At 66.8% G+C, this 21,782-nt stretch carries 17 protein-coding genes; 13 read left to right on the top strand and 4 right to left on the bottom strand.

Annotated elements, in window-relative coordinates:
• Positions 1-104 precede the first annotated feature (104 nt).
• Positions 105-1,577, top strand: coding sequence for a hypothetical protein (locus ACFVWG_RS10815; protein WP_391542990.1), 1,473 nt, complete (start codon positions 105-107; stop codon positions 1,575-1,577).
• 27 nt (positions 1,578-1,604) lie between these two features.
• On the top strand, positions 1,605-3,086 hold the full coding sequence (locus ACFVWG_RS10810) for a hypothetical protein (protein ID WP_391542989.1): 1,482 nt from the start codon (positions 1,605-1,607) through the stop codon (positions 3,084-3,086).
• Between the two features lie 54 nt (positions 3,087-3,140).
• On the opposite strand, the gene ACFVWG_RS10805 is transcribed toward ACFVWG_RS10810, so the two are convergent.
• A complete protein-coding gene (locus ACFVWG_RS10805) occupies positions 3,141-4,124 on the bottom strand; it encodes an alpha/beta hydrolase-fold protein (protein WP_391542988.1) in 984 nt (327 codons plus the stop codon).
• 188 nt (positions 4,125-4,312) lie between these two features.
• On the opposite strand from ACFVWG_RS10805, the gene ACFVWG_RS10800 reads away from it, so the two are divergent.
• Entirely contained in the window at positions 4,313-5,668 is a 1,356-nt protein-coding gene (locus ACFVWG_RS10800; protein ID WP_391542987.1) for a hypothetical protein, read from the top strand.
• Here ACFVWG_RS10800 and ACFVWG_RS10795 read toward each other — a convergent pair.
• A complete protein-coding gene (locus ACFVWG_RS10795) occupies positions 5,665-6,831 on the bottom strand; it encodes a hypothetical protein (protein WP_391542986.1) in 1,167 nt (388 codons plus the stop codon). The genes ACFVWG_RS10800 and ACFVWG_RS10795 overlap by 4 nt on opposite strands.
• A gap of 299 nt (positions 6,832-7,130) precedes the next feature.
• On the opposite strand from ACFVWG_RS10795, the gene ACFVWG_RS10790 reads away from it, so the two are divergent.
• Positions 7,131-7,793 carry a DUF4097 family beta strand repeat-containing protein gene (locus ACFVWG_RS10790; RefSeq protein ID WP_391542985.1) on the top strand — a complete coding sequence of 221 codons (663 nt, stop codon included), beginning with the start codon at positions 7,131-7,133 and terminating at the stop codon, positions 7,791-7,793.
• A 36-nt stretch (positions 7,794-7,829) separates the two neighbouring features.
• Entirely contained in the window at positions 7,830-9,053 is a 1,224-nt protein-coding gene (locus ACFVWG_RS10785; protein ID WP_391542984.1) for a serine hydrolase domain-containing protein, read from the top strand.
• Positions 9,054-9,679: 626 nt separating this feature from the next.
• On the opposite strand, the gene ACFVWG_RS10780 is transcribed toward ACFVWG_RS10785, so the two are convergent.
• Entirely contained in the window at positions 9,680-10,723 is a 1,044-nt protein-coding gene (locus tag ACFVWG_RS10780; protein WP_391542983.1) for a glycoside hydrolase family 5 protein, read from the bottom strand.
• A 362-nt stretch (positions 10,724-11,085) separates the two neighbouring features.
• On the opposite strand from ACFVWG_RS10780, the gene ACFVWG_RS10775 reads away from it, so the two are divergent.
• The gene (locus ACFVWG_RS10775; protein ID WP_391542982.1) at positions 11,086-12,960 is read left to right on the top strand and encodes a DUF2264 domain-containing protein; all 1,875 of its coding nucleotides are present in this window, start codon (positions 11,086-11,088) and stop codon (positions 12,958-12,960) included.
• 47 nt (positions 12,961-13,007) lie between these two features.
• Positions 13,008-13,760, top strand: coding sequence for a class I SAM-dependent methyltransferase (locus ACFVWG_RS10770; RefSeq protein ID WP_391542981.1), 753 nt, complete (start codon positions 13,008-13,010; stop codon positions 13,758-13,760).
• Here ACFVWG_RS10770 and ACFVWG_RS10765 read toward each other — a convergent pair.
• A complete protein-coding gene (locus ACFVWG_RS10765; protein WP_391542980.1) occupies positions 13,757-14,842 on the bottom strand; it encodes a substrate-binding domain-containing protein in 1,086 nt (361 codons plus the stop codon). The two genes, ACFVWG_RS10770 and ACFVWG_RS10765, sit on opposite strands and share 4 nt — an antisense overlap.
• Positions 14,843-14,933: 91 nt before the next feature.
• Between ACFVWG_RS10765 and ACFVWG_RS10760 the strand changes: the two genes are divergently transcribed.
• From ACFVWG_RS10760 to ACFVWG_RS10735, 6 genes are all read left to right on the top strand, one after another.
• Complete coding sequence (locus ACFVWG_RS10760) at positions 14,934-15,962, top strand: hydroxyacid dehydrogenase (RefSeq protein WP_391542979.1); 1,029 nt, start codon at positions 14,934-14,936, stop codon at positions 15,960-15,962.
• A gap of 106 nt (positions 15,963-16,068) precedes the next feature.
• Entirely contained in the window at positions 16,069-17,334 is a 1,266-nt protein-coding gene (locus ACFVWG_RS10755) for an ABC transporter substrate-binding protein (protein ID WP_391542978.1), read from the top strand.
• A gap of 3 nt (positions 17,335-17,337) precedes the next feature.
• On the top strand, positions 17,338-18,252 hold the full coding sequence (locus ACFVWG_RS10750; RefSeq protein WP_391542977.1) for a carbohydrate ABC transporter permease: 915 nt from the start codon (positions 17,338-17,340) through the stop codon (positions 18,250-18,252).
• Positions 18,249-19,061, top strand: coding sequence for a carbohydrate ABC transporter permease (locus ACFVWG_RS10745; protein ID WP_391542976.1), 813 nt, complete (start codon positions 18,249-18,251; stop codon positions 19,059-19,061). The genes ACFVWG_RS10750 and ACFVWG_RS10745 overlap by 4 nt, the downstream gene beginning before the upstream one ends.
• A complete protein-coding gene (locus tag ACFVWG_RS10740) occupies positions 19,061-19,774 on the top strand; it encodes a hypothetical protein (protein WP_391542975.1) in 714 nt (237 codons plus the stop codon). Before ACFVWG_RS10745 ends, ACFVWG_RS10740 begins: the two co-directional genes overlap by 1 nt.
• Positions 19,771-21,702 carry a glycoside hydrolase family 43 protein gene (locus ACFVWG_RS10735; protein ID WP_391542974.1) on the top strand — a complete coding sequence of 644 codons (1,932 nt, stop codon included), beginning with the start codon at positions 19,771-19,773 and terminating at the stop codon, positions 21,700-21,702. The genes ACFVWG_RS10740 and ACFVWG_RS10735 overlap by 4 nt, the downstream gene beginning before the upstream one ends.
• Positions 21,703-21,782 lie beyond the last annotated feature (80 nt).

Raw genomic sequence — 21,782 nt, 5'->3', positions numbered from 1 at the left:
TTCCTGCAACTGCCACAAGCTGCAATAGCATTGTCTGCGGATAAAAGGCTCTCTACGGTTCTGGTTGTTCAATCCAATTGCCATGAACCGAGTGAGGCTCCGTCATGCATAAAATCCGCCCCAGCCGCTGGCGCCGTACCGTCCGGGCGCTGGTCGGCGTCCTGGCCGTCGGCCTGGTCGCCACCCTCGCGCCGCAGGCCGCGACCGCGGCCCCGGTGACCCCGAATTTCCCTAGCAGCATTGACGCCTACGCCCCGTACGACGGTCAGACCCGCTGTGGGTTGCCGGCCCAGCCGGGCGCCATCGGCCTGCGCGACCTGTTGAACCGCACCTACGGCAAGCACAACGGCGGGATCGTCAGAGAATGCAGTTCGGGCGGTCAGAGTGAGCACAAAGAAGGCCGTGCGCTCGACTACATGCTCGATATCAACAAACCGGCCGACAAAGCCGCCGCCGAGGACGTCCTGCAATGGCTGCTGGCCACGGACAAATACGGTAACGAGGACGCGATGGCGCGCCGGCTCGGCATCATGTACATGATCTGGAACCACCGCATCTGGTCGGCGCACAAGGCGTCGCAGGGCTGGCAGCCGTACGACGGTCCCAACCCGCACACCGACCACATCCACTTCAGCCTGAGCTGGGCCGGCGCCAAGAAGCAGACGACCTGGTGGACATCGCCCGAGGTGAGCCAGGAACCGCGCGGCCCGCTGTACAACCGGAGCCGCTGGCTCACCTCCGGCTGGGACGACGCGGCGACCCTCGTCGACTCCAACACCAAGCTCGTCGACACCGCGATCGCAAGCGTCCCGAGCAGCAACGCGTACGCCTTCACGCTGGTGAAGGGCGGCGGCGTCTACTACCGCCTGCGTGACCCCAAGACCAGCAAGTGGGTCGACGCGGCCAGCCCGGTCGACACCAACGGCGCGATCACGAAGATCGCCGCGACCGCGACCCCGGACGGCACCCTGCACCTGTTGACGCTCGTGCCCGGTAACGGCGTCTACTACCGCTTCCGCAATCCGAGCACCGGCGTGTGGACCTCACGGCAGATCGAGAACAACCCCTACAGCACCGACATTGCCATCGCCGCGATCGGCAACAACGTGCAGGCCTTCAACGTCGTCCCCGGCAGCGGAGTCTGGAGCAGGCAGCGGATCAACGGCGTGTGGGACGCCGAGGCGTCCATCCGCGACACGAACCCCTACATCACCGACATCGCCGCGACCGGCAGCGCTGACGGCGCCGTCCACCTCTTCACTCTCGTTCCGGGCAGTGGTGTCTGGCACCGGCTGCGGGACAAGACGACCGGCAACTGGACCAGCAGCGCCGTACTGATGGACGAGAACGATGCGATCACCGCCATCTCGGCGACCACGCTGCCCAAGGACGGCAACAAGCTCGTGGTCAGCACCATCGTGCCTGGCAGTGGGTTGTGGATCCGCACCAACAACGGCAGCCAGACCTGGACCGCGGACGCCCAGCTGATCGACGGCAATCACAAGATCTTCGACGGCTACGTGGCCGGACTGAACGACGGCACGCTGCAGGCCGGCGCCCTCGTCAACGCGACCTGATCCCGGCTCCGGACAAAGGACATTCCGATGCACAAGAGATTTCTCGCAACGGTCACCCTGGCCGTCGCCGCCACCAGCCTGTTCGGCACCGTCGCCGACGCGGCTCCCGTCGATCCGTCGGTCAACGAGCGGACCGCGCAGGCAACACTCCCGAAAGTGCCGTGTGACCCCAAGGGCAGCAACAGCCGCGACGGGCAACTGGCGAACACCCTCAACGGTCAGCTGACCGAGGAGCTCAAGAACGCCATGAACGCCTACCGGGTCTCCTGCGCCCGGATGATCGTCGACGCCGTCCATGATCGCGGCCTGACCGAGCGCGCCGCAGTCATCGCGGTCACCACCGCGATCGTCGAGACCACCCTGCAGAACCTCGACGGCGGCGACGCCACCAGCGTGGGACTGTTCCAGCAGCAGAAGTGGTGGGGTACTCGGGAACAACGCCTGAACGCGACCTGGACCACCAACCGGTTCCTCAACGAGATGGAGAAGCTGTACCCGAACGGCAGCTGGAAGACCGGCGCGATCGGCCCGATCTGCCAGAAGATCCAGGTCTCGGCCTACCCCGACCGGTACGGCGTACAGGTGGTGGACGCGCAGCGCATCGTCAACCTGCTGTGGGACGACGCCCCGGTTGATCGCACCGCGCGTGGTCCGCTGTTCAACCGCACCAAGTGGTCGGGTTCGGCCGGATGGGACGCTTCGGCCGTCGCGGTCGACGGCAACGCCAACATCACCGACACCGCGGTGGCGAGCATCCCGAACAGCAGCATGTACGCCTTCAACGTGGTCAAAGGCAGCGGTGTCTGGTATCGGCTCCGCGATCCGAAGACCCGCAAGTGGGTGGCCGAGGCGACGCAGCTCGACACCAACCCGAACATCTCGGCGATCGCAGCCGCGGGAGAGGACGACGGCACGCTGCACCTGTTCACCGTCGTACCGGGGGCTGGGGTCTTCCACAAGATCCGTAACGCGAGCACTGGTGTTTGGACGTCGAGGCAGGTCGACACCAACCCCTACACGGTCGCTGTCGCGGCGGCAGCGCTTCCGGACGGGACCCTGCATCTGTTCACCGCCATCCCGGGGAGCGGCGTCTGGACGCGGGAGTTCAAGAACGGTGTATGGGCGGGTTCGGCGAACCAGGTCGACACCAACCCGTACATCACCTCGGTCGGTGCGGTCGGTCTGCCCGACGGCACCCTCAACCTGTTCAACCTCGTGTCGGGCAGCGGTATCTGGTTCAAGAGCCGCAACGTCAGCAAGCAGTGGGGCGCGTCCGACCCGATCGACCTGAACGAGTCCATCTCGTCCTTGTCGGCGGCCGGTCTTCCGAACGGCAGCCTGCACGTCACGGCCGTCGTACCGGGCAGTGGTCTCTGGGTCCGGAGCAAGGCCGCCGGCGCGACGTGGACGAACGAGCACGTCGACACCAACGGCAAGATCTTCGGTAGCTACACGGCCGGTCTCAACGAAGGCACTCTCCAGGTCGGCGCGCTGGTCAACGTCAACTGATCCATCGAACCCCGTCGCGGTCCAGGTTCCCCAGGCCTGGGCCGCGACGGCTTTTCAGGCGCTCGGGACGCCGAGGGCTTTGAGGAGCATGGGGAGTGAATCGTGGAGTTCGCGTTGCCAGTAGGCCCAGCCGTGGGTTCCCGGGCCGTAGAAGTCGGTGGTGAGTCGTCGTGCACCGGCCTGCTGGAGGGCTGTCGCGAGGGCGTGGTTCTGGCGGTTGAAGTCGGCTTCCAGGGCGTCGGTCTTGCCTGGCGGGTCGAAGGGGCCCGCCGTACCGTCGCCGCAGGACAGGTAGACCGGCAGGGACTTCAGGCGCTTGGCCAGGTAGTAGGGGTCGTGCGCCGCCCAGATGCCGCGCTGCGCGACCGGATCGCCCCAGACGCGAAGTGGGTCGTTGCCTTGGCCGGCGAAGAAACCCATGATCCGCTGGACAGACTCGTCGTTCAGCAGGGGGTGCGCTGACCCGGAATATGACGCGACGGCCCGGAACATGCCGGGGTGGCGGGCGGCGTACAGGAGTGATCCTTGGCCGCCCATCGAGAGGCCGGCGACGACGCGGTTGGGGCCGGCTCCCCAGTTTCGCTCGAGCAGTTGCCGTAGCTCGGTGGTGTGGAAGGTTTCCCAGGCCGGGTCGCCGCCCGCGCCGTAGTTCCACCAGTCGCTGTACCAGCCGTTCCAGCCCGCCTCCGGCATGACCACCAGGACCTTGCGGAGGCTGTCGATCTTCGCGATATCGGTTCCGGACCAGGACGTGTAGTCGCCGCAACATCCATGCAGCAACCAGAACGTCGGCCAGTGCTGTCGGCGGTCGCTGGGATTCCAACCGTCGGGCGTCAGCAGCCGTACCTTCACGGTCCGTCCGCCGAGCGCCTGGGAGCGGACCGACAGGTCGACGAGCCGGTCCGCGATCGGCGTGACCGCGACAACCTCCGCGCCGGCGGGCCTGACCTGAAGGGTGCCAGTGACCGCGGTGGCGGGAGCGACTGGCGACAACGTGAGGAGAGCGAGCAGGACCGTGATGACCGCGGATCTGAGCACCTTGAACACCTCTCGGGGCGGGCGGCAGGGCGTCTTCAGTATCCCAGGCCGCGCTCAGTCGCGCGTGATCTTGGTCGCCTTGCCAGCGGCTGAGGTGCCGCGGGGCTTCTCGTCCACTTCTGGCCAGTTGTGGAACCTGGCCAGAAGTGGACGCGGTCCGGCGGGTCTGAGCTGCGAAGCTGAGCGCCATGCGGACGAAACCGACGATGGCTGCCGTACTCCTGACGGCCGCTTCGCTCCTTCTGCCCAGCCTTCCCGCCCACGCCGCCACGACGACTGTCACGGTCGACTTCACCAAGCCGGTCACCACGCTCGACGCGAATGACTACGGCCTCGACATCACCGGCTATGGCAATCAGCACTACATCACCAACGACACCACTCACCGAGACAACCTTCGCCGGCAGGGCTTCGGCGTACTGCGGATGGAGCTCCAGTACGACGCCAATGGCGGGCTGGTGTGTGGCGGTTCGTACTGCGATACCGCGATCACCGGCGATGCCTGGGTCACGGCGATCCGCGAGCTGGGCGCCGTACCGATGCTGATTCTTCCTGCGGACGGACGCCGGACCGCGGCCGAGGATCTCGCCGACGCGAAGAACATCTACAACCACTTCAAGGCGACCGGTACGCCGGTGCGCAAGTTCATCTACGGCAACGAGCACGACAACAGCGGCAACCCGAAGAAGATGACCGCTGACGAGTACAGCGCTCGCTACAACCAGGTACACGACGCGTTGCATGCGCTGGACCCCGCGGTCGAGGTGGGCGGCCCGGCGTTGGCGTCGTACGAGCCGCAGTTCGGTACGCCGTACATGGACACGTTTTTGACTGTGTCCGGGAGTCGTGTCGACTTCATCGACTACCACGACTACGGCGCCGGGTACGCGCGGTACACGCCTGAGGAACTGCTCACTACAGTGATCGATGGCTACAGCTCCGACATCGCCGACCTCAAGGCGCGCATCGCGAGGCTGGCCGGTCGGGACGTGCCGATCCAGATCGGTGAGTGGAACATGGACTACTCCGATCCTGACGGCACTCTGATGCTCTCGCACCTGGCCACCGTGTGGGGCGCCTCGGCGCTCGGCACGATGCTGCAGTCTGGCGTCGCGACGCTGCTGTATGGCGACAAGAACGGCAACGCCGCCAAGAACACCGGCCTAGGTATCACCAGCACCGAAGGCGAAGGCGGCATTCCGGTCAGCGATCCGACCCCGATCTACCACGGTCTGGGCATGTTCACCGGCGAGGGCTTGTTCCGCCACTTCGGCGCGACCATGGTCTCCACGGCATCCAGTAGCAACCTGCTGCGCGCCTTTGCCTCAGACGGCGCCAAGAACGTCGTCCTGGTCAATGCCAACACCACAGCCACAACCACTGTTCTGAATCTGACCGGTTACCAGACCGGGACCGGACAACTCTGGCAATCCACTGACACGGCCGGAACCCCACACCAAGCCGGCACCTTGTCAGTCGCGAACAGCACCGCCACCCTCACTCTCCCCGCGCGCTCGGTGACGACCCTCGTCCTTGGGGCCTAGGTGTGGAAGCTGCCGCCGGTCCAGCCGCCGCTGCCGTGATCACCGCCGAAGCCGTAGTCGCTGCTGTAGCCGCCGACGGACGGGCGCGTTCCGTCGGAGCGCGTGTGCTCGGGCAGCGGATTCTCTTCGAGGTAGCGCGCGGCGGGATCGGGGCGTCCGTTCTGGCGCGCCGTCTCGATGATGGCCCAGGTCAGGGTGTGATCCCGCAGGTCGGCGGAGCGATGCGTTTGCAGGTAAGCGGTGTAGAGGAGATCGCCGGTGGGGTCGATCGCGTCGTACTGGCTCCACTGTTGGGTGAGGAAGAGGAACAGGACTCGGTCTTGCAGCCCCTCGGGGAGATACCCCGCTTCGAGCGCGGCCACGGTGGCTGCGTCATCGGGGACGAGCCTGCGTGTCACGATCTTGCACAGGCGCTCTTGCGCGGTGCCTGGAGGCAACGCCTTCAGCACGCGCAGGAACTTGTCGGCCAGGTCAGGCCGCTTCATCTGCGCGCCACGCAGCAAAGAGTCGACGGTGTAGGGATCGGTGAAGTCGAGGAGGTCCAGGCGATCCTTGACGACAGCCAGCAGTACGGCGCTCCTGTCCGTGCCCGCGGGCTGCAGGTGCGGGTTCGCAACGCCCACGTCCGTGACGATGTGGTTGGGCAAGAAGGTGTTGTCGCTCCAGCCCGCCCGCAAGGCTTCCACGATCAGAGGCTGATCTGTGCTGGACAGAAACCGCTCCAGGTCAGGTCGCCTGGGCGAGTTGAAGGAGACGCACATCATGAGTTGCTTGATGACGTCCGCTGGTTCACTGCCGCGCGGGTTATCGGCCGGCGGATGATCGAGGAACCGGATCAGGCGCGGCGGCGAGTCGCCCAGCAGCAGTGGTCCGGTGACCCGCGTCCAGGTCGTATCCGACTCGTCTCGTCCGCCGCAATGCAGCAAGGATTCGTAGATCACACCGCCGACCGCGCGCGGGTCTTCGCATCCCTCGACCAAAGCCTGAAAGGCCTGGCCGGCAGCTGGTTGCAGCGAACCCGCGGCGGTACGCACCAGGATCGAAGCGGCCCACACCGACTTGTCCCGATACAACTCCGCGGTCAGGCGCGACACGGCGAACGAGGCCAAGGATCGCTTGGAGACCCATCGTTCCCAACGCCGCATCCGGTCCACCGCACTCATTCACCCATTGTCGTCCGCCGGCCGGCCTCTTGTCGCCTTGCCGCTCGCCCTCTTCGAGGCACTCAGCACGGCAGCTATCGCGCGGAGTACGCCGACCAGCTCGAGCCGGTGACCGGTCAGGTCACCTCCACGAGCCTCGCCGTACAGACCTGGTATGCCCGCGTGGCGGCCGTGGTGACCGACCGGCTCGGCTGCTGACAGCTCTCGTGTCAGCGGTGTCAGCACGATGTCGGGCCCGTGTCAGGACCGCTCGCCAAGGTAGTGCCATCAACCGAACAGAAACCACGAAAGGCACCACGATGACGACCTTCACCACCTCCGAGCCCATCACCGCCGTCCTCGACCTCCCGGCCGGCGCCATCCAGCTGGTCGCAGCCGAGCAGACCGAGACCACGGTCGAGGTCAAGCCGGCCGACCCGTCGAAGAAGCGCGACGTCAGCGCCGCCGAGGAGGCTCAGGTCGGCTACGCCGACGGGGTCCTCACGGTGCAGGTCAAGGCCAAGAACCAGTACTTCGGCCCGTCCGGCTACGTCGCGGTCAGCGTCCAGCTGCCGACCGGCTCGGCGGTCGAGGTCAGGGCGGCGAGCGCCCAGCTCAAGGCCGTCGGCCGGTACGGCGACTTCACCGTCGAAAGCTCGCACGGCGCGATCGACCTCGAGGACGTCGCGAGCGCCAAGCTCACCACCTCCGCCGGTGACATCGCGGTCGGCCGCCTGCACGGTCCGGCCGAGATCCGCACCAGCGCCGGCGACATCCGGATCGCCGAGGCCACCCGCGGCGACGTCGTCCTGCGTACCGACGCCGGCGCGATCGAGATCGTCGCCGCCACCGGCGCCTCGGCCACCCTGGACGCCGGGACCGCCAGCGGCCGGATCAGCAACTCGCTCAAGAACAGCGGCAACGCCGACCTGAACATCAAGGCCACCACCTCGGTCGGCGACATCATCGCCGCCAGCCTCTGAACCTCAGCCGAAGCACAACAGAAGGAGCACACCGCCATGACCACCACCGGCTTCTCCACGACCGGTCTGCGCCGGCTGCACGACGTCCTCGCCCGCCACGTCGACTCCGGCAAGATCCCGGGTGTGGTCGCCCTGGTCAGCCGGGGCGGCGGCGAGCCGCACGTGGAGACCATCGGCACGATGCGCCACGACGGGGGACCGGCGGTGCAGCGGGACACCATCTTCCGGATGGCCTCCACCTCCAAGCCCGTCTCGATCGCAGCGGCCATGGTCCTGCTCGACGAGTGCCGGCTGCGGCTCGACGACACCGTCGAGCAGTGGCTGCCCGAACTCGCCGACCGACAGGTGCTGCGGCAGATCACCAGCGAGGTCGACGACACCGTGCCGGCCAAGCGGCCGATCACCGTGCGGGACGTGCTCACCTCGACGTTCGGCCTCGGCATGGACATGACGATGATCGGTACGCCGATCATGGCCGCCCTGTTCGAGCAGGGCATCACACCGAACCTCCCGGTCCCCATGCCGGAGCCGGACGAGTGGGTGCGCCGCCTCGGCACCCTGCCGCTCATGTATCAGCCCGGCGAGCGCTGGCAGTACCAGATCAGCAGCGACCTGGTCGGGGTCCTGGTGTCCCGGGTCACCGGGCAGCCGTACGACGAGTTCCTGCAGGAGCGCGTGTTCGGCCCGCTGGGGATGAAGGACACCGGGTTCTGGGTGCCCGGCGACCAGTTGCACCGCCTGCCCCCGCTGTACGCGCCGGACCCGGCCACGGGTGAGTTCCACGTGTGGGACGAGGCCGAGGGCGGCCGTCACAGCAAACCGCCGGCGTTCGCGGGAGGCGGTGGCGGGCTCAACTCCACCGCGGACGACTACCACGCCTACTTCCGGATGCTGCTCAACCACGGCGTCCACCAGGGCGAGCGGATCCTGTCCAAGCCGGCAGTAGCGCTGATGACCACCAACCGCCTCACTGCGGAGCAGCAGGTCGCTCGGGAGGCGTTGGCTCGCGACAATGTGCACATCTCGTTCGGCCAGGGCCAGCACGGCGGCTGGGGCCTTGGGATGGCGGTGCGCACCTACCGCGGCGACTACGCCCCGGTCGGGCAGTTCGGCTGGGACGGCGGCAGCGGTACGTCGACGTACGCCGACCCGGTCAACGACGTCGTCGGCGTACTGCTGACCCAGGTCGGGGCGACTGTGCCGAGCGCCACGCAGCTGATGCTCGACTTCTGGACCACCCTCTACCAGGCGATCGACTGACGAAAGCACAGCCGGGCTGCTTGCTCGATCAGGCGGGTCAGTTCCAAGGCCGGCTAGTTAGCGGGTCGGCGGCGGTGTGAAGCAGTCCGCCCCGCGTTGACGTCCGAAAGAACTGCGGGGGTGGTCTGCGGATGTTCGGACGTTGGGTGTGGTGAGCGCGGTTGGGTCGGGTGTGCGTGGTGCTGGTTTCGCTGGTGGCTGTCGCGCTGTGGCTCCCCAAACCGGTTTGGGGAGGGTTTGCCCGGCCCGGAGCGGGATCTGGGGAGGATTTGCCCCCCGAATCGGTCCCATATCCTCCCCACATCGGCTGGACGCCGACCCGAGTCCTCCCCGGAACCGGCGCCCGCGCCGGTTACGTCCGAAGAGACGCCGTACCAGGCCTGCGGGTTCTTCGGACGTCAGCTCGGCGGCAGGCCGGCCAATCCTGACCCACTAGCGTGTTCCCGCGACGGCTGTCGGCGATCTGGGTGTGCGGATGAGAGCGGGTTGCGCACAGCCGCTGGCACCCCGACGCCGGTCGTGGTCCGGGGGTCGGCAAGCAGCGGATGTGCGCGCTAACAGCGCTTGTGTGACAGCACAATCGCGAAGTCAGGGATTCACGATGCGTTCACCGGCCAGCGCGAGGGTTACAAGCCCCAGCCGTACCTGACGCGGTCACGGCCGGAGGCGTTGCGGACAGCCAGATCGATGGTTGTGCCGCTGCCGCTCTGGGAGAACATCGAGTACCAGTCGAAACCGCCGCCGTCGGTGCGCTTGCCGCCGATTCCGGGCCAGTAGGTGCCGCCCATCTGGTTGTCACGCATGACCTGGGTGACGGCGCGAAGGTAACGCACGTAGTTGTCGGTGCTGCTCGCATTCGCATAGTTCAGGCCGTTGGACATCGGCGCGCCGTACTCGGTCACGACTGCCCGCGAGGCGCAGTTTCCGAGCCGGGTTTGCATGTGGCTGCGGAAGGCGTCGTACGTCATCGCGCCGTAGAAGAACGTGTAGTAGTGGAACGAGAACAGCGTTCCGCTGAAGCGGCTGTCGTTGCAGACATCCCGCAGGTCCTGGCTGAAGCCGGTGCCGCCGATGAGCACCCGGTTGCGTGCCGCCGAGCTGTGGGCGCTGAGCCAGTTCGCCGCGGCATTCCGCCAGTCCGCCGAGCTGTAGCCGTGCGGCTCGTTCATCGGCTCGAAATAGACATTGCCGTTGCCGCCGTACGTGGTGATGACCTGGGACCACATCGTGTTCCAGGCGTTGTAGTCCGTGACCTTGCCGCCCGAGGCGGCGCCGTCCTCCCAATACGCGAGGATGACCTTGAAGCCACGTTCGGTCGCGGCGTCGATGGCGCCCCGGTAGTTGTTCCACCAGGTCGTGCCCACGGTGTGGGTGTTGATCGGCAGCCGGACCGTGTTGACACCGATCGCGGCCATGTCGTCGTACACGGCCTTGGCCTTGGCCCGCACGGTCGCGTTGCTGTCGGTCTGGCTGAGGCCGGAGATGACGAGCGGGCCTTTGCTGAAGTTGTCACCGAGGACGGCCCAGTTCATCCCTCGGAACTGGTTGGTTGCGGCGTCGGCCGGCGCCGAGGTGGCGACCAGGCCACCCAACGCGAGAGTGCTCACCACCAGGAGGAGCAGCGATCGGCGTAGTACCGCGGTACGGGATTGGGGCGGTTTTCTGTTCATGTTCTGACCTCTTCTGAGCGCTCGAGGATCTACCGCTTCACATGTTCAAGGAATATCGACCCGGAACCGGGTGGTGTCTATCCGTCGATCAGAGGTACGCAAGAACGTTCAGACCCGATCAAGAGCGATTTTGAGACTGGAACATTCACGGAGTACAACGACGTCGGTGCCCGCGGCACCTTCTACGAAGGGCTCGTCAGCTTGCCGTGGGCGTCCTGATCAGAGCTTCGGATGTGAACGGGCCTGATCGATCATGTTCGGACTCTGGCCGCCGTCCGGAGCAGCGGTGAAGGTGGTGGAATGTCAATCCTTGCGGCGGGCGACAACCGTCTCGAACTCCTGCCGACCCGAGGACCCCGTTGATGCTCGACGCCCCCTTCACCGGACTGACCCGCGACTCCTGGGCGACGGTCGCCGACCAGTTGTTGCTGTCGCTTCGCCCGTGGGCCGCGCCTGACCACGCCCGGATCGACCTGCCCGGACAGCAGAGTGCCTACGGGCCCGACAGCGATTCGCTGGAGGCCTTCGCTCGGTCCTTCCTGCTCGCTGCGATCCGGCTGAAAGGGGACGACGGCAAGGATCCGCACGATCTAGCGGGCTGGTACGCCGAGGGTCTGCGGGCCGGAACCGATCCCGCGTCACCACACGCTTGGCCGCGGCCGGACCAACTCGGACAGGCCAAGGTCGAGGCCTGCTCGATCGCCCTCGGCCTGCATCTGAGTCGCGCATGGTTGTGGGACCGGCTCGATGATCGGGATCGTGCGCAGATCGTTGCCTGGCTGGCGACGGTGGTCGGCGAGAAGTATCCGCCGATCAACTGGGTCTGGTTCCAGATCGTCGTGGAGACGTTCCTCAAATCGGTCGAAGGGCCGTGGTCCCGCGAGGACATCGACAGCGGTCTCGCGGTGCACGAGTCGCTGTACCGCTCGAGCGGCTGGTACGCCGACGGTCCGGAGCGCGCGTTCGACCACTACAACGGCTGGGCGCTGCACGTCTATCCGTTGCTCTGGGCATCGATGGATTCCGAGTTGTGCGAGCCCACGCTGGAATCCGCGTGGCGCGAGCGGCTGACAGCCTTCCTGGATTCGGCGGTCCACCTGGTGGGCGGCAACGGCGCCCCGTTGGTCCAAGGCCGGAGCCTGACCTACCGGTTCGCCGCCGCCGCGCCGTTCTGGATCGGCGCGATCACCGGTGCCACCGACCTGCCTCCCGGCCTGCTGCGCCGCACGTCATCCGGAATGCTCAAGCACTTCCTCGACCATGGCGTCCCCGACCAGCGCGGCCTGCTCACCCTCGGCTGGTACGACGAATGGCCGGCGATCGCGCAGTCGTACTCCGGACCGGGATCGCCGTACTGGGCGGTGAAAGGCATGCTCGGCCTGATGCTCCCGGCCGACCATCCGGTCTGGACGGCGGCCGAAGAACCCTTACCTGTCGAGCGTTCTGACTTCACGCGCGAGCTCAGGGAGCCCGGCTGGCTGGTCAGTGGAACACAGTCCGACGGGATCGTGCGGATCGTCAACCATGGAACCGACCACTCGGTCCCCGGCGATCAACGCGCCGACTCACCGCTGTACGCCCGCCTCGGCTACTCGACCCACACGATGCCACCGCTCAGTACGTCGTACTGGGCGCAGCCGCTGGAGAACAGCGTCACCATCGTGCATCCCGAGCTCGGTCTTTCCCACCGCAACGGATTCACGGCGACCGGCTCGGGCAGTTCGATCGCGACGACCCACTGGGTCCGCACGACAGACGACCATGGACCCGAGCACGGATCGGGTCGCGGCGGAGCGGTCACCCCAGGACCCACCGTCACCATCGCGTCCGCGCTGCGCGGAAGCCACGAGGTGCGGGCCGCCCGCATCGCCCCGGACGCCGTCGTCGAACCCGGCTGGCTGCTTGAAATATCCGGTTGGCCCCTGACGTCCAGCATCCCGCAGGCCGCCGTACTCGGCGAGCGCGCCGAGATTCGCACTGCCGAACTGCTGTCGTCCGTCGAAGGCAGTGTCGGCTTCGGCTCGGTCGATGTCCGGCGAGCTGACGAGGCCGAGGCCCTCGGCGATCACACAGCGATCCCCATCGCCCGCGCATCCGCCGTACCAGGTCAGGTCTTCGTTGCCATCGTCTCCCTGTCCGGCGGTCGTCCTGAGCCTGTCCCGGACATTGCCGTGGACGGAGACAACGTTCGGGTCACCTGGTCGGATGGTGGCGACGAGATCTTGTCGTTCGGCTAGGACGTATTTCGTTCGCGACCTGCTTGATGCGCTGACAGACTCGCCGGATGGACGAGTCGGTGCGGAGCAACCAGGCGGTCTGGGAACAGGCTGCAACGAAGTACGTCGACGAGTACGACGAACTGCTCGAACAGGCTCGCGGTGGGTGGGAACTGTTCCCGCGGGAGCTCGAGTTGCTGGGTCCGGTGCTCTTGGCCGGCCCGACGGTCGTGCATTTCCAGAGTGGGCACGGGCTGGACGACACCGCACTCGTCCGGGCCGGCGCGCGGACCGTGCTGGGGATCGACTACAGCGTGGTGACCGCGAGTGCTGCACAACGTCGGGCGGCGGAGGTCGGCGTGCCGTGCCAGTACCTTGCCGCGGAGGTCCCCGGAGTGCCGGTGCGGGACGAGTGTGCGGATCTCGTGTACACGGGCAAGGGCGCAGTGATCTGGATGCGCGACATCGACGCGTGGGCACGGGATGCGGCGCGGGTACTACGGCCGGGCGGCAGCCTGTTCGTGTACGAGGCGCATCCTGCGGTGCCGCTGTGGACCTGGGACGAGGACGAACCGCGGATCCGACCGGACCGCAGCTACTTCGCCGAGTCGCACGTCAACGACAGCTTCCCCGGCAACGGCGCTCGGGAATGGCAGTGGACGCTCGGCCAGCTCGTCACTGCGATCACGCGCGCGGGCCTGCGGCTCGACGTACTGGAGGAGTACGCCGAGCCGTTCTGGCGACCCGACGACGGGTACGTGGCTGCCGCGTGGTCAGGCCGGCTGCCGAACGCCTACGCCTTACTGGCTCACAAGGATTAGGTCATCGACGAGTCGCGGATGACCAGCTCGGGGACGATCAGTACTCGTTGGGGTGGGCGGCGGCGGCCTTCGGTGAGGCGAGCGACCATTTGTTCGACGGCGGTGCGGCCGACCATGGGCTTGGGTGGGCGGATCGCGGTGAGGGCGGGTTCGACGAGGTGGGCGATCTCGTCGTCGTAGGCGACGATCGCGAGCTGGTCGGGGATGGCGATGCCCTGCTCGGCGCAGTACTGGGCGATGGCCATCGCGTCGGGATCGGAGTGGACGACGAGCGCGGTGGTTCCCGCGGCGCGGCAGCGGTCGAGGACGTGGGCGATGATGTCGCGGTGGCCGGGCTGGTCCATGTTCACGGACTCGCGGATCACCAGGTCGGCCGCGATCCCGAGGTCCGCGCAGACGAGGTTCCAGCCACCGGCCAGGTGGGCCGAGGTCGGACTGCCCTTCGAGAGCAGGAGCGCGAGGTTGCGGTGCCCTTGGGCGTGCAGGTGCCGTACGGCGAGTTCGACGCCCAGCGCGTGATCGCTGCGGACCCATTCGACCTGGTGTGGGGTCGGTGTCCAGCGTGGCGGTTGCCGCTCGACCAGGATCACCGGTACGGGGAGCCGGGCGATCCAGTCGATCATCTCGTCGACGTCGTTGCCCTCCAGGTTCGGTGCGAGCAGTAGTCCCTGGACCTGCTGGGCCTCGATCAGCCGGGTGATCTGCCGACGATCCTCGGCCCAGTCGTAGCTCGAACCGCGGAGCTGGATCGCCACACCCAACGCGGCGGCGGCCGAACGGGCTCCGCCGACGATCGGCGGCCAGTAGTAGTCGAGCGACGGCACGACCATGCCGATGGTGAACCGAGGCGCGGCCGCGGTTCGGCGACGCGCGGCCGGCGCGAGTTCGGTCGGCAGCGTCGCGCCGCCGTGGACCTTGGTCAGCAGGTTCTGCGCGGCGAGGGCCGAGATGTCGCGCCGGACGGTCAACTCGCTGACCCCGAGCAGCTCCGCGAGCTCGCGCACCCGGACCGAGCCTTGGCGACGCAGCTCATCCATGACGCGTTCGTGGCGCTGGACCCCGAACAGCCGGTCGTCGGGCACCCGCCTCACCTCGATGTTCGACTCTGAATGTTTAGGAACAAGTCTGAACGAGCCATAGCTCATCTGAACACTGCGGACATCTCATGTTCACATGACAGCAACGGTAACCGCTTACCGGCGTGCGGCGCTGGTGGTCATGGAGCGGGAGATGTTCGCGGCCCACTTCGACCGATCTCGGCTGGACCGCTTGGCCGGCCTCGTGGCGCTGCCCGATCCGATCTGGACCGACGAGCTCGACTCGCCACAGGCACGGGCGCGGCTGGCGACGGCCGAAGTCCTCGTCACCTCCTGGGGCGCACCGCGGCTGACGGCTGAGCGGCTCGCCGCGGCACCCCGGCTGAAGGCGGTCTTCCACGCCGCCGGCAGCATCCGGGCCGTTGCCGACGACAACCTCTGGAGCCGCGACCTCGTCGTCACCAGCGCCGCCGACGCGAACGCGGTTCCGGTAGCGGAGTACACGCTGGCCGCGATCATCTTCGCGGGGAAGAAGGCGCCGTTCCTGGCGGCTAATGCCCGTACGGCGTACCAGGGCTGGTCCCGCCCGCAGGGCTTCGGTGACCTCTCGAACTTCCGGCGCACGATCGGTGTGGTCGGCTTCTCGCGGATCGGCCGCCGGGTCGTGGATCTGCTCCAGACCCTCGAAGGCACGACCGTCCTGGTCGCTGATCCACATGCTGACCCGGCCGAGGTGGCCGCTGCCGGAGCCCGGCTTGTGGGCCTCGACGAACTGCTGTCCCAGGTCGACGTGCTCTCCCTGCACGCGCCGGAACTCCCGAGCACGCAGCAGATGATCGGCGCAGCCGAGCTAGCGCAGTTGCCGGACCACGCAACGGTGGTCAACACGGCACGGGGGAGTCTGGTCGACTCGGCGGCTCTCGCGGCCGAGTGCCGCACCGGGCGGCTGTTCGCGATCCTCGACGTCACCGATCCCGAGCCGCTGCCGGCCGATTCGCCACTGCGGTCGATCCCGAACGTGATGGTCACCCCGCACATCGCCGGTTCGCTCGGCACCGAGATCCATCGCCTCACCGATCACATGCTCGCCGAGCTCACCCGCTGGGTGGCCGGTGAACCCGTGCACGGCCCGATCACGGCCGACGCCTTTCCCCTGACCGCCTGAGCCCGCAGACCGCCTGAGCCGGCTGACCGCTTGAGCCGGCTGACCGCTTGAGCCCGCTGACTGCCTGAACCCCTGTACCGCAGTACCGAAAGTCAAGGAGAACGTTGTGAGGCGACACCTCGTCACCACCCTGGCCGGCGCGGCCGCGCTCGCGCTGCTGACCGCCTGCGGCGGCTCGGCGCAGCAGGCCGCCGACGGGCCGCAGACCATCAAGGTCGCGCTCTGGAACTACGCCACCACGCCGGAGTTCAAGGCGATCATCGACGGCTTCCAGCAGGCCAACCCCGAGATCAAGGTCGAGCCGGTCGACATCCTGGCCGACGACTACGCCGAGAAGGTCACCACGATGCTCGCCGGTGGCGACACCACCGACGTACTGACGATGAAGAACGTCATCGACTACTCGCGGTTCGGCACTCGCGGCCAGTTGCTGCCGCTCACCGATGAGGCGAAGAAGCTCGACCAGGCGAAGTACTCGGGCCTGAAGTCCTACGAGCTCGAAGGCAAGTACTTCGCGCTGCCGTACCGGCAGGACTTCTGGGTGCTCTACTACAACAAGACCCTGCTGAAGCAGGCCGGTGTGCCCGAGTCCAAGCTGCAGAACCTGACCTGGGCCGACTACGCCACGTTGGCCAAGAGCCTGACCAAGGGCGACGGGGCGTCCAAGGTGTACGGCGCCTATCAGCACACCTGGCGCTCGATCGTGCAGGCGACCGCGGCAGCTCAGACCGGTGGCGATCTGCTGGGTGGTGACTACGGCTTCCTGAAGGATCAGTACGCGATGACGCTGGGGCTGCAGCAGAACGGCACCCTGTTGCCGTGGGCAACTGCGTCCAGCCAGAAGATCTCCTACAACACGATGTTCTCCACCGGCAAAGCCGCGCTGCTGCCGATGGGCACCTGGTACGCCGCGACCCTGCTGGCCGACACCAAGGCGGGCAAGTCGAAGGTCGAGTGGGGAGTGGCGCCGCTGCCGCAGCGTGCGGCGGACGGGAAGGTGACCACCTTCGGCTCGCCGACCGCGTTCGCGGTGAACAAGAACTCCAAGCACTCCGAGGCCGCGAAGAAGTTCGTCGAGTGGGCCTCGAGCGAGGCCGGTGCGACCGCGGTCGCCAAGGCCGGCGTCACGCCGTCGCTGCAGAGCCAGCAGATCCTCGACACCTACTTCGCGCTGCCGGGCGTGCCGAACGGCGACGTGGCCAAGAAGGCCTTCAAACCCGACAACGTCGTACTGGAGATGCCGGTCAGTGACAAGTCCTCGGACGTCGACCAGATCCTGACCGAGGAGCATGAGCTGATCATGACCGGGCAGAAGTCCCTCGACGACGGCCTGGCGGAGATGGCCAAGCGGGTCAAGAACGAGGTCGGCTGAGTCGTGACCGCTACCCTGTCCGCCCCTACGGAGGTCCGGGCGCCCCGACGGCGTGCCCGGAGCCGGACCTGGATCGGCTGGAGTTTCATCCTGCCGAACTTCATCGGGTTCGCCGCGCTCACGCTGATCCCGGTGATCGCCTCGCTCGCTTTGTCCTTCCTCGACTGGGATTCCTACAGCACGCCGCGCTGGGTCGGGCTGGACAACTTCGAGCGGATGATCCACAACGACAACTTCTGGACCGCGTTGCGCAACACGGCGTACTACGCGGTCGGGCATGTGCCGTTGACGCTGGGCGCGGCGCTCGGGTTCGCCGTACTGCTGAACCAGAAGCTGAAGGGCGTGCGGTTCTTCCGGACGGCATTGTTCTTTCCCTACATCACCTCGCTGGTCGCGGTGGCGGTGGTCTGGAACATGCTGCTCAGTCCGGATCTGGGTCCGGTGAACCAGTTCCTGCGGGCGATCGGCATCGACCACCCGCCGGGGTGGACCACCTCGACGACCTGGGCGATGCCGGCGGTCATCGTGGCGAGTGTCTGGCGTGACCTCGGCTACTACATGATCCTCTACCTGGCTGGCTTGCAGACGATCCCGGCCGAGCTGTACGAGGCCGCGCAGGTGGATGGGGCGAGCGGCTGGCAACGGTTCCGGCACATCACCCTGCCGTCGCTGCGGCCGACGACGTTCTTCGTGCTGATCATGCTGACGATCTCGAGCTTCAAGGTCTTCGACCTGATTCAGGTGATGACCGAGGGCGGTCCGGGTCGCGCGACGCTGGTGCTGTCGCAGGTGATCTACCGCGAGGGCATCGTGCAGGGCCGCTTCGGCTACTCGTCCGCGGTGTCGATGGTGCTGTTCGTCATCGTGCTGACGATCACCGTCGTCCAGTTCCGGTTGCAGCGAAGGAGCGAAGCATGACGGTACGGCGGATGCTCGCCTACGTACTCCTGGTCGCCCTGTCGGTGGCGGTGCTGGTGCCGTTCGCCTGGATGGTGTCGTCGTCGCTGAAGCTGGACGCGGAGGTCTTCACCGTGCCGGTGCAGTGGATCCCGGTCGAGTTCCGCTGGGGCAACTTCGCGTCGATCTGGGAGCGGATCCCGCTGCTCACCTATCTGCGGAACTCGGTCTTCCTCAGCGTCACGATCACCGCGTTGCAGGTGCTGACCGGCAGCTTCGCGGCGTACGGGTTCGCGAAGGTGCGGTTCCCTGGCCGCGACGTGCTGTTCCTGGCCTACATCGCGACGATCGCGGTCCCGTGGCAGGCGTACATGGTTCCGCAGTACGTGATCATGCAGAAGGCCGGCCTGGTGAACACGCACCTGTCGCTGATCCTGCTGCAGGCGTTCAGCGCGTTCGGTGTCTTCCTGATGCGCCAGTACTACCTGACGATTCCCGACGAACTGAGCGAGGCGGCCCGGCTGGACGGCTTGAGCGAATACGGCATCTGGGCGCGCATCATCCTGCCGTTGTCGAAGCCGGCGTTGGCGAGCCTGGCCCTGCTCACCTTCGTGAACACGTGGAACGACTACATGGGCCCGTTCATCTACCTGACCGACAACAAGCTGTGGACGATCCAGCTCGGTCTGCGCTCGTTCGTCGGCCTGTACGACGCCGAGTACGCGATGATCATGACCGGATCGGTGCTGTCGGTGCTGCCGATCCTGGTGATCTTCCTGCTCGGCCAGAAGTACTTCGTGCGGGGTATCGCGACGAGTGGGCTGAGGTGATGGCCTCGCCGTTGTCCCGCGTCAACGTCCGGGCGGATCTCTGGGAGACGCTCTGGTCGTTCGCGCACCGGGTCCTCGCGATCAACCTGCTGCTCGCACTGGCCGGTACGCCGCTGATGCTCGCACTGAGCCTGGTGGCAACACCCTGGAGCTATCCGGTCTTCTTCGGGCTGCTTGCGCTGCCGCTCGCTCCGGCTGCGGCGGCTGCCTTCGGGTACCTCGCTCTGGAAGATCCCCGGCCGCCGTTGAGTTCCCTGTTCCGCCTGGCCGTGTCGCGCGCCCGCCGCTCGCTGCTGATCGCCGTGATCGCGGCCGCCCTTATCGGCGTACTGGCAGCAGACATCAAGGTGCTGATCGCGTCGTACCCCGGCGCGGTGCCGCTGCTGGTCGTTTTACTGTCGCTCGTCGCCGTCGGCGCACTTAACGCCCTCGTGCTGGTGGGAGCTCCACCCTTAACGTCCGAAGACTCGCCGACCACCGCTGCGCGTCTTTCGGACGTTGTGGGGATTTGGGGGGTTGTGCGGCTCGCGGTTTATAGCGGGGTGCGGGGGTGGGGGCTGAGTTTGCTGTCGCTCGGTGTGCTCTTCGCTGCGTTGGTCATCGTCAGTCAGGCGCCGTTGGCCGGACTCGTCACTGTGCCCGGTTGTGCGCTGTGGGTCGTGCACACGAACTCCCAGGCTCAGCTCGCCCGAATCATGAGGAGAATCGGATGAAACTGCTCAGACCACTGCGTGTGCTCGCCGTGCTCGGTACGGCGCTCACCATGCTCACCTCAACCGCGGTCGCCGCTCCGACCGCGCCGGCGTACGACTCGTTCCGGCCCGGCGCCGAATGGCGCGACACGAGCGGCCAGGTGATCCAGGCGCATGGTGGTCAGGTTGTGGCTTCGACCGACAAGCGCGGCCGCAAGATCTGGTACTGGTACGGCGAGGACCGTAGCAACGGGTACTACGACAGTCCGGGCGTTCACCTGTACTCGTCGTACGACCTCTACAACTGGAAGGACGAGGGACTCGCGCTGCGGGCGATGAGTTCACTCGATCAGTTCGAGAACGACAAGTACTTCAGCAAGCTCTACAAGAAGTACACGCCGGCCCAGAAGGACGTCGTCTGGCGGGATCTGTCGACCAACGCTGTCCGCACCGATGGGTGGGCGCGGCCGTCGATCCTTGAGCGGCCGAAGGTGATCTACAACCGGGCCACCGGCAAGTGGATCATGTGGGTGCATTCCGACGGACCGTCGTCACCGTCCAGTACGTCGACCTACGCGCGGGCCGAGGCGGGAGTGGCGATCGCGGATTCACCGAAGGGTCCGTTCCGCTGGATCGACTCGTACCGGCTGAACCACGTGCCGAGCGACTCGGTGCCATGGTGCGGTACGTCGTCGGCCTTTGACCCGGCCGGTGGGATGGCGCGGGACATGAACCTGTTCGTCGATGACGACGGTAAGGCGTACATCATCTACTCGTCCGAGGAGAACCGGACGATGTACGTCTCCAAGCTCAACCGGGACTACACGTATCTGTCCGCGCGGCCCGAGAACGCCGTACAGGGTAAGGACTTCGTGCGTACGCTGGCCTGCAACCAGCGTGAGGCGCCGGCCATGTTCAAGACCGAGGGCCGGTACTACCTGCTGACGTCCGGTGCCACGGGCTGGGATCCGAACCCGGCGAGGTACGCGACGTCCAGCACGGTCCTCGGCCAGTACGCCGACCAGGGCAACCCGATCACCGCACCGGGCGCGGCGAACACCTACCGATCCCAGAGCACCAACGTGATCACGGTGGATGCCAAGCGCAACAAGTTCATCTTCATGGGCGACCGCTGGACACCGAGTGACCTCAAGAACGCGCCGTACGTCTGGATGCCGATGACGTTCGGCGAGGGCGGCAGCCTATCGGTCGGCCCGGATCAGGAATGGACGCTCGGCGACCTGACGCCGTACCGGCGCTGGACCGTCGAGACGAAGCTCCCGGATCACGTCCTGCTGGGTGACACGAGTTCGCTGCCGGCCGAGGTGAAGGTGCGCACGGGATCGCGGACGCAGACGTTGGCCGTCACCTGGGACGCCTCGAGCGTGGCGAAGCCGGGGACAGCAAGCCTGCGCGGCACCCTGGCGGACGGACGAAGTTTCACTCGCTCGATCGTGGTGGCGCCAGGCAACCTCCGGTACGCCGTCAACGCCGGCGGGATCGCCACGGCCGACTGGCAGGTGCTCACGACGACCGGTCCGCTGCTGAACTCGAATCCCGAGCAGTCCTTGGGAACCGACTCGGTGACCCGGAAGACGTGGGGATACACCGGCGCCAGCGCACCCTCCGGCGTTGCGACGGGCGATCTCTACAGCACTCTGCGGTACGCCAAGAATCACGAGCCGCTCGTCTACACGTTCGGCGGTCTCGAGCCCGGGACGTACACCGTTCACGCGGGGTACTTCGATCCGTGGCCGTGGGCCAACCGGGCCGCGCAAGTGACGATCAACGGTGCCGTCGTCGACCAGCAGCGGCTGTTCACGGGCACCAACGAAGCCGCGGCGTACGGCGGTGTCGTAGTCGGCGCCGACGGCAAGATCACCGTCACCATCGCGCCGACCCGCTCGCCGGACATCCAGGTCAGCTGGCTGATGGTCAGCGCGTCCTGACCGGTGTCCGGATCCGGCCACGTCGAAGCGCTTCGACCTCTTGTTCCGGAACCGCTTGCCCGCTACTTTGACGCACCTCA

This window comes from Kribbella sp. NPDC058245 (assembly GCF_042882005.1).
Classification (GTDB): domain Bacteria; phylum Actinomycetota; class Actinomycetes; order Propionibacteriales; family Kribbellaceae; genus Kribbella.
Note: the sequence above shows the minus strand (reverse complement) of the source record. Positions and strands in the feature narration are given on the sequence as shown.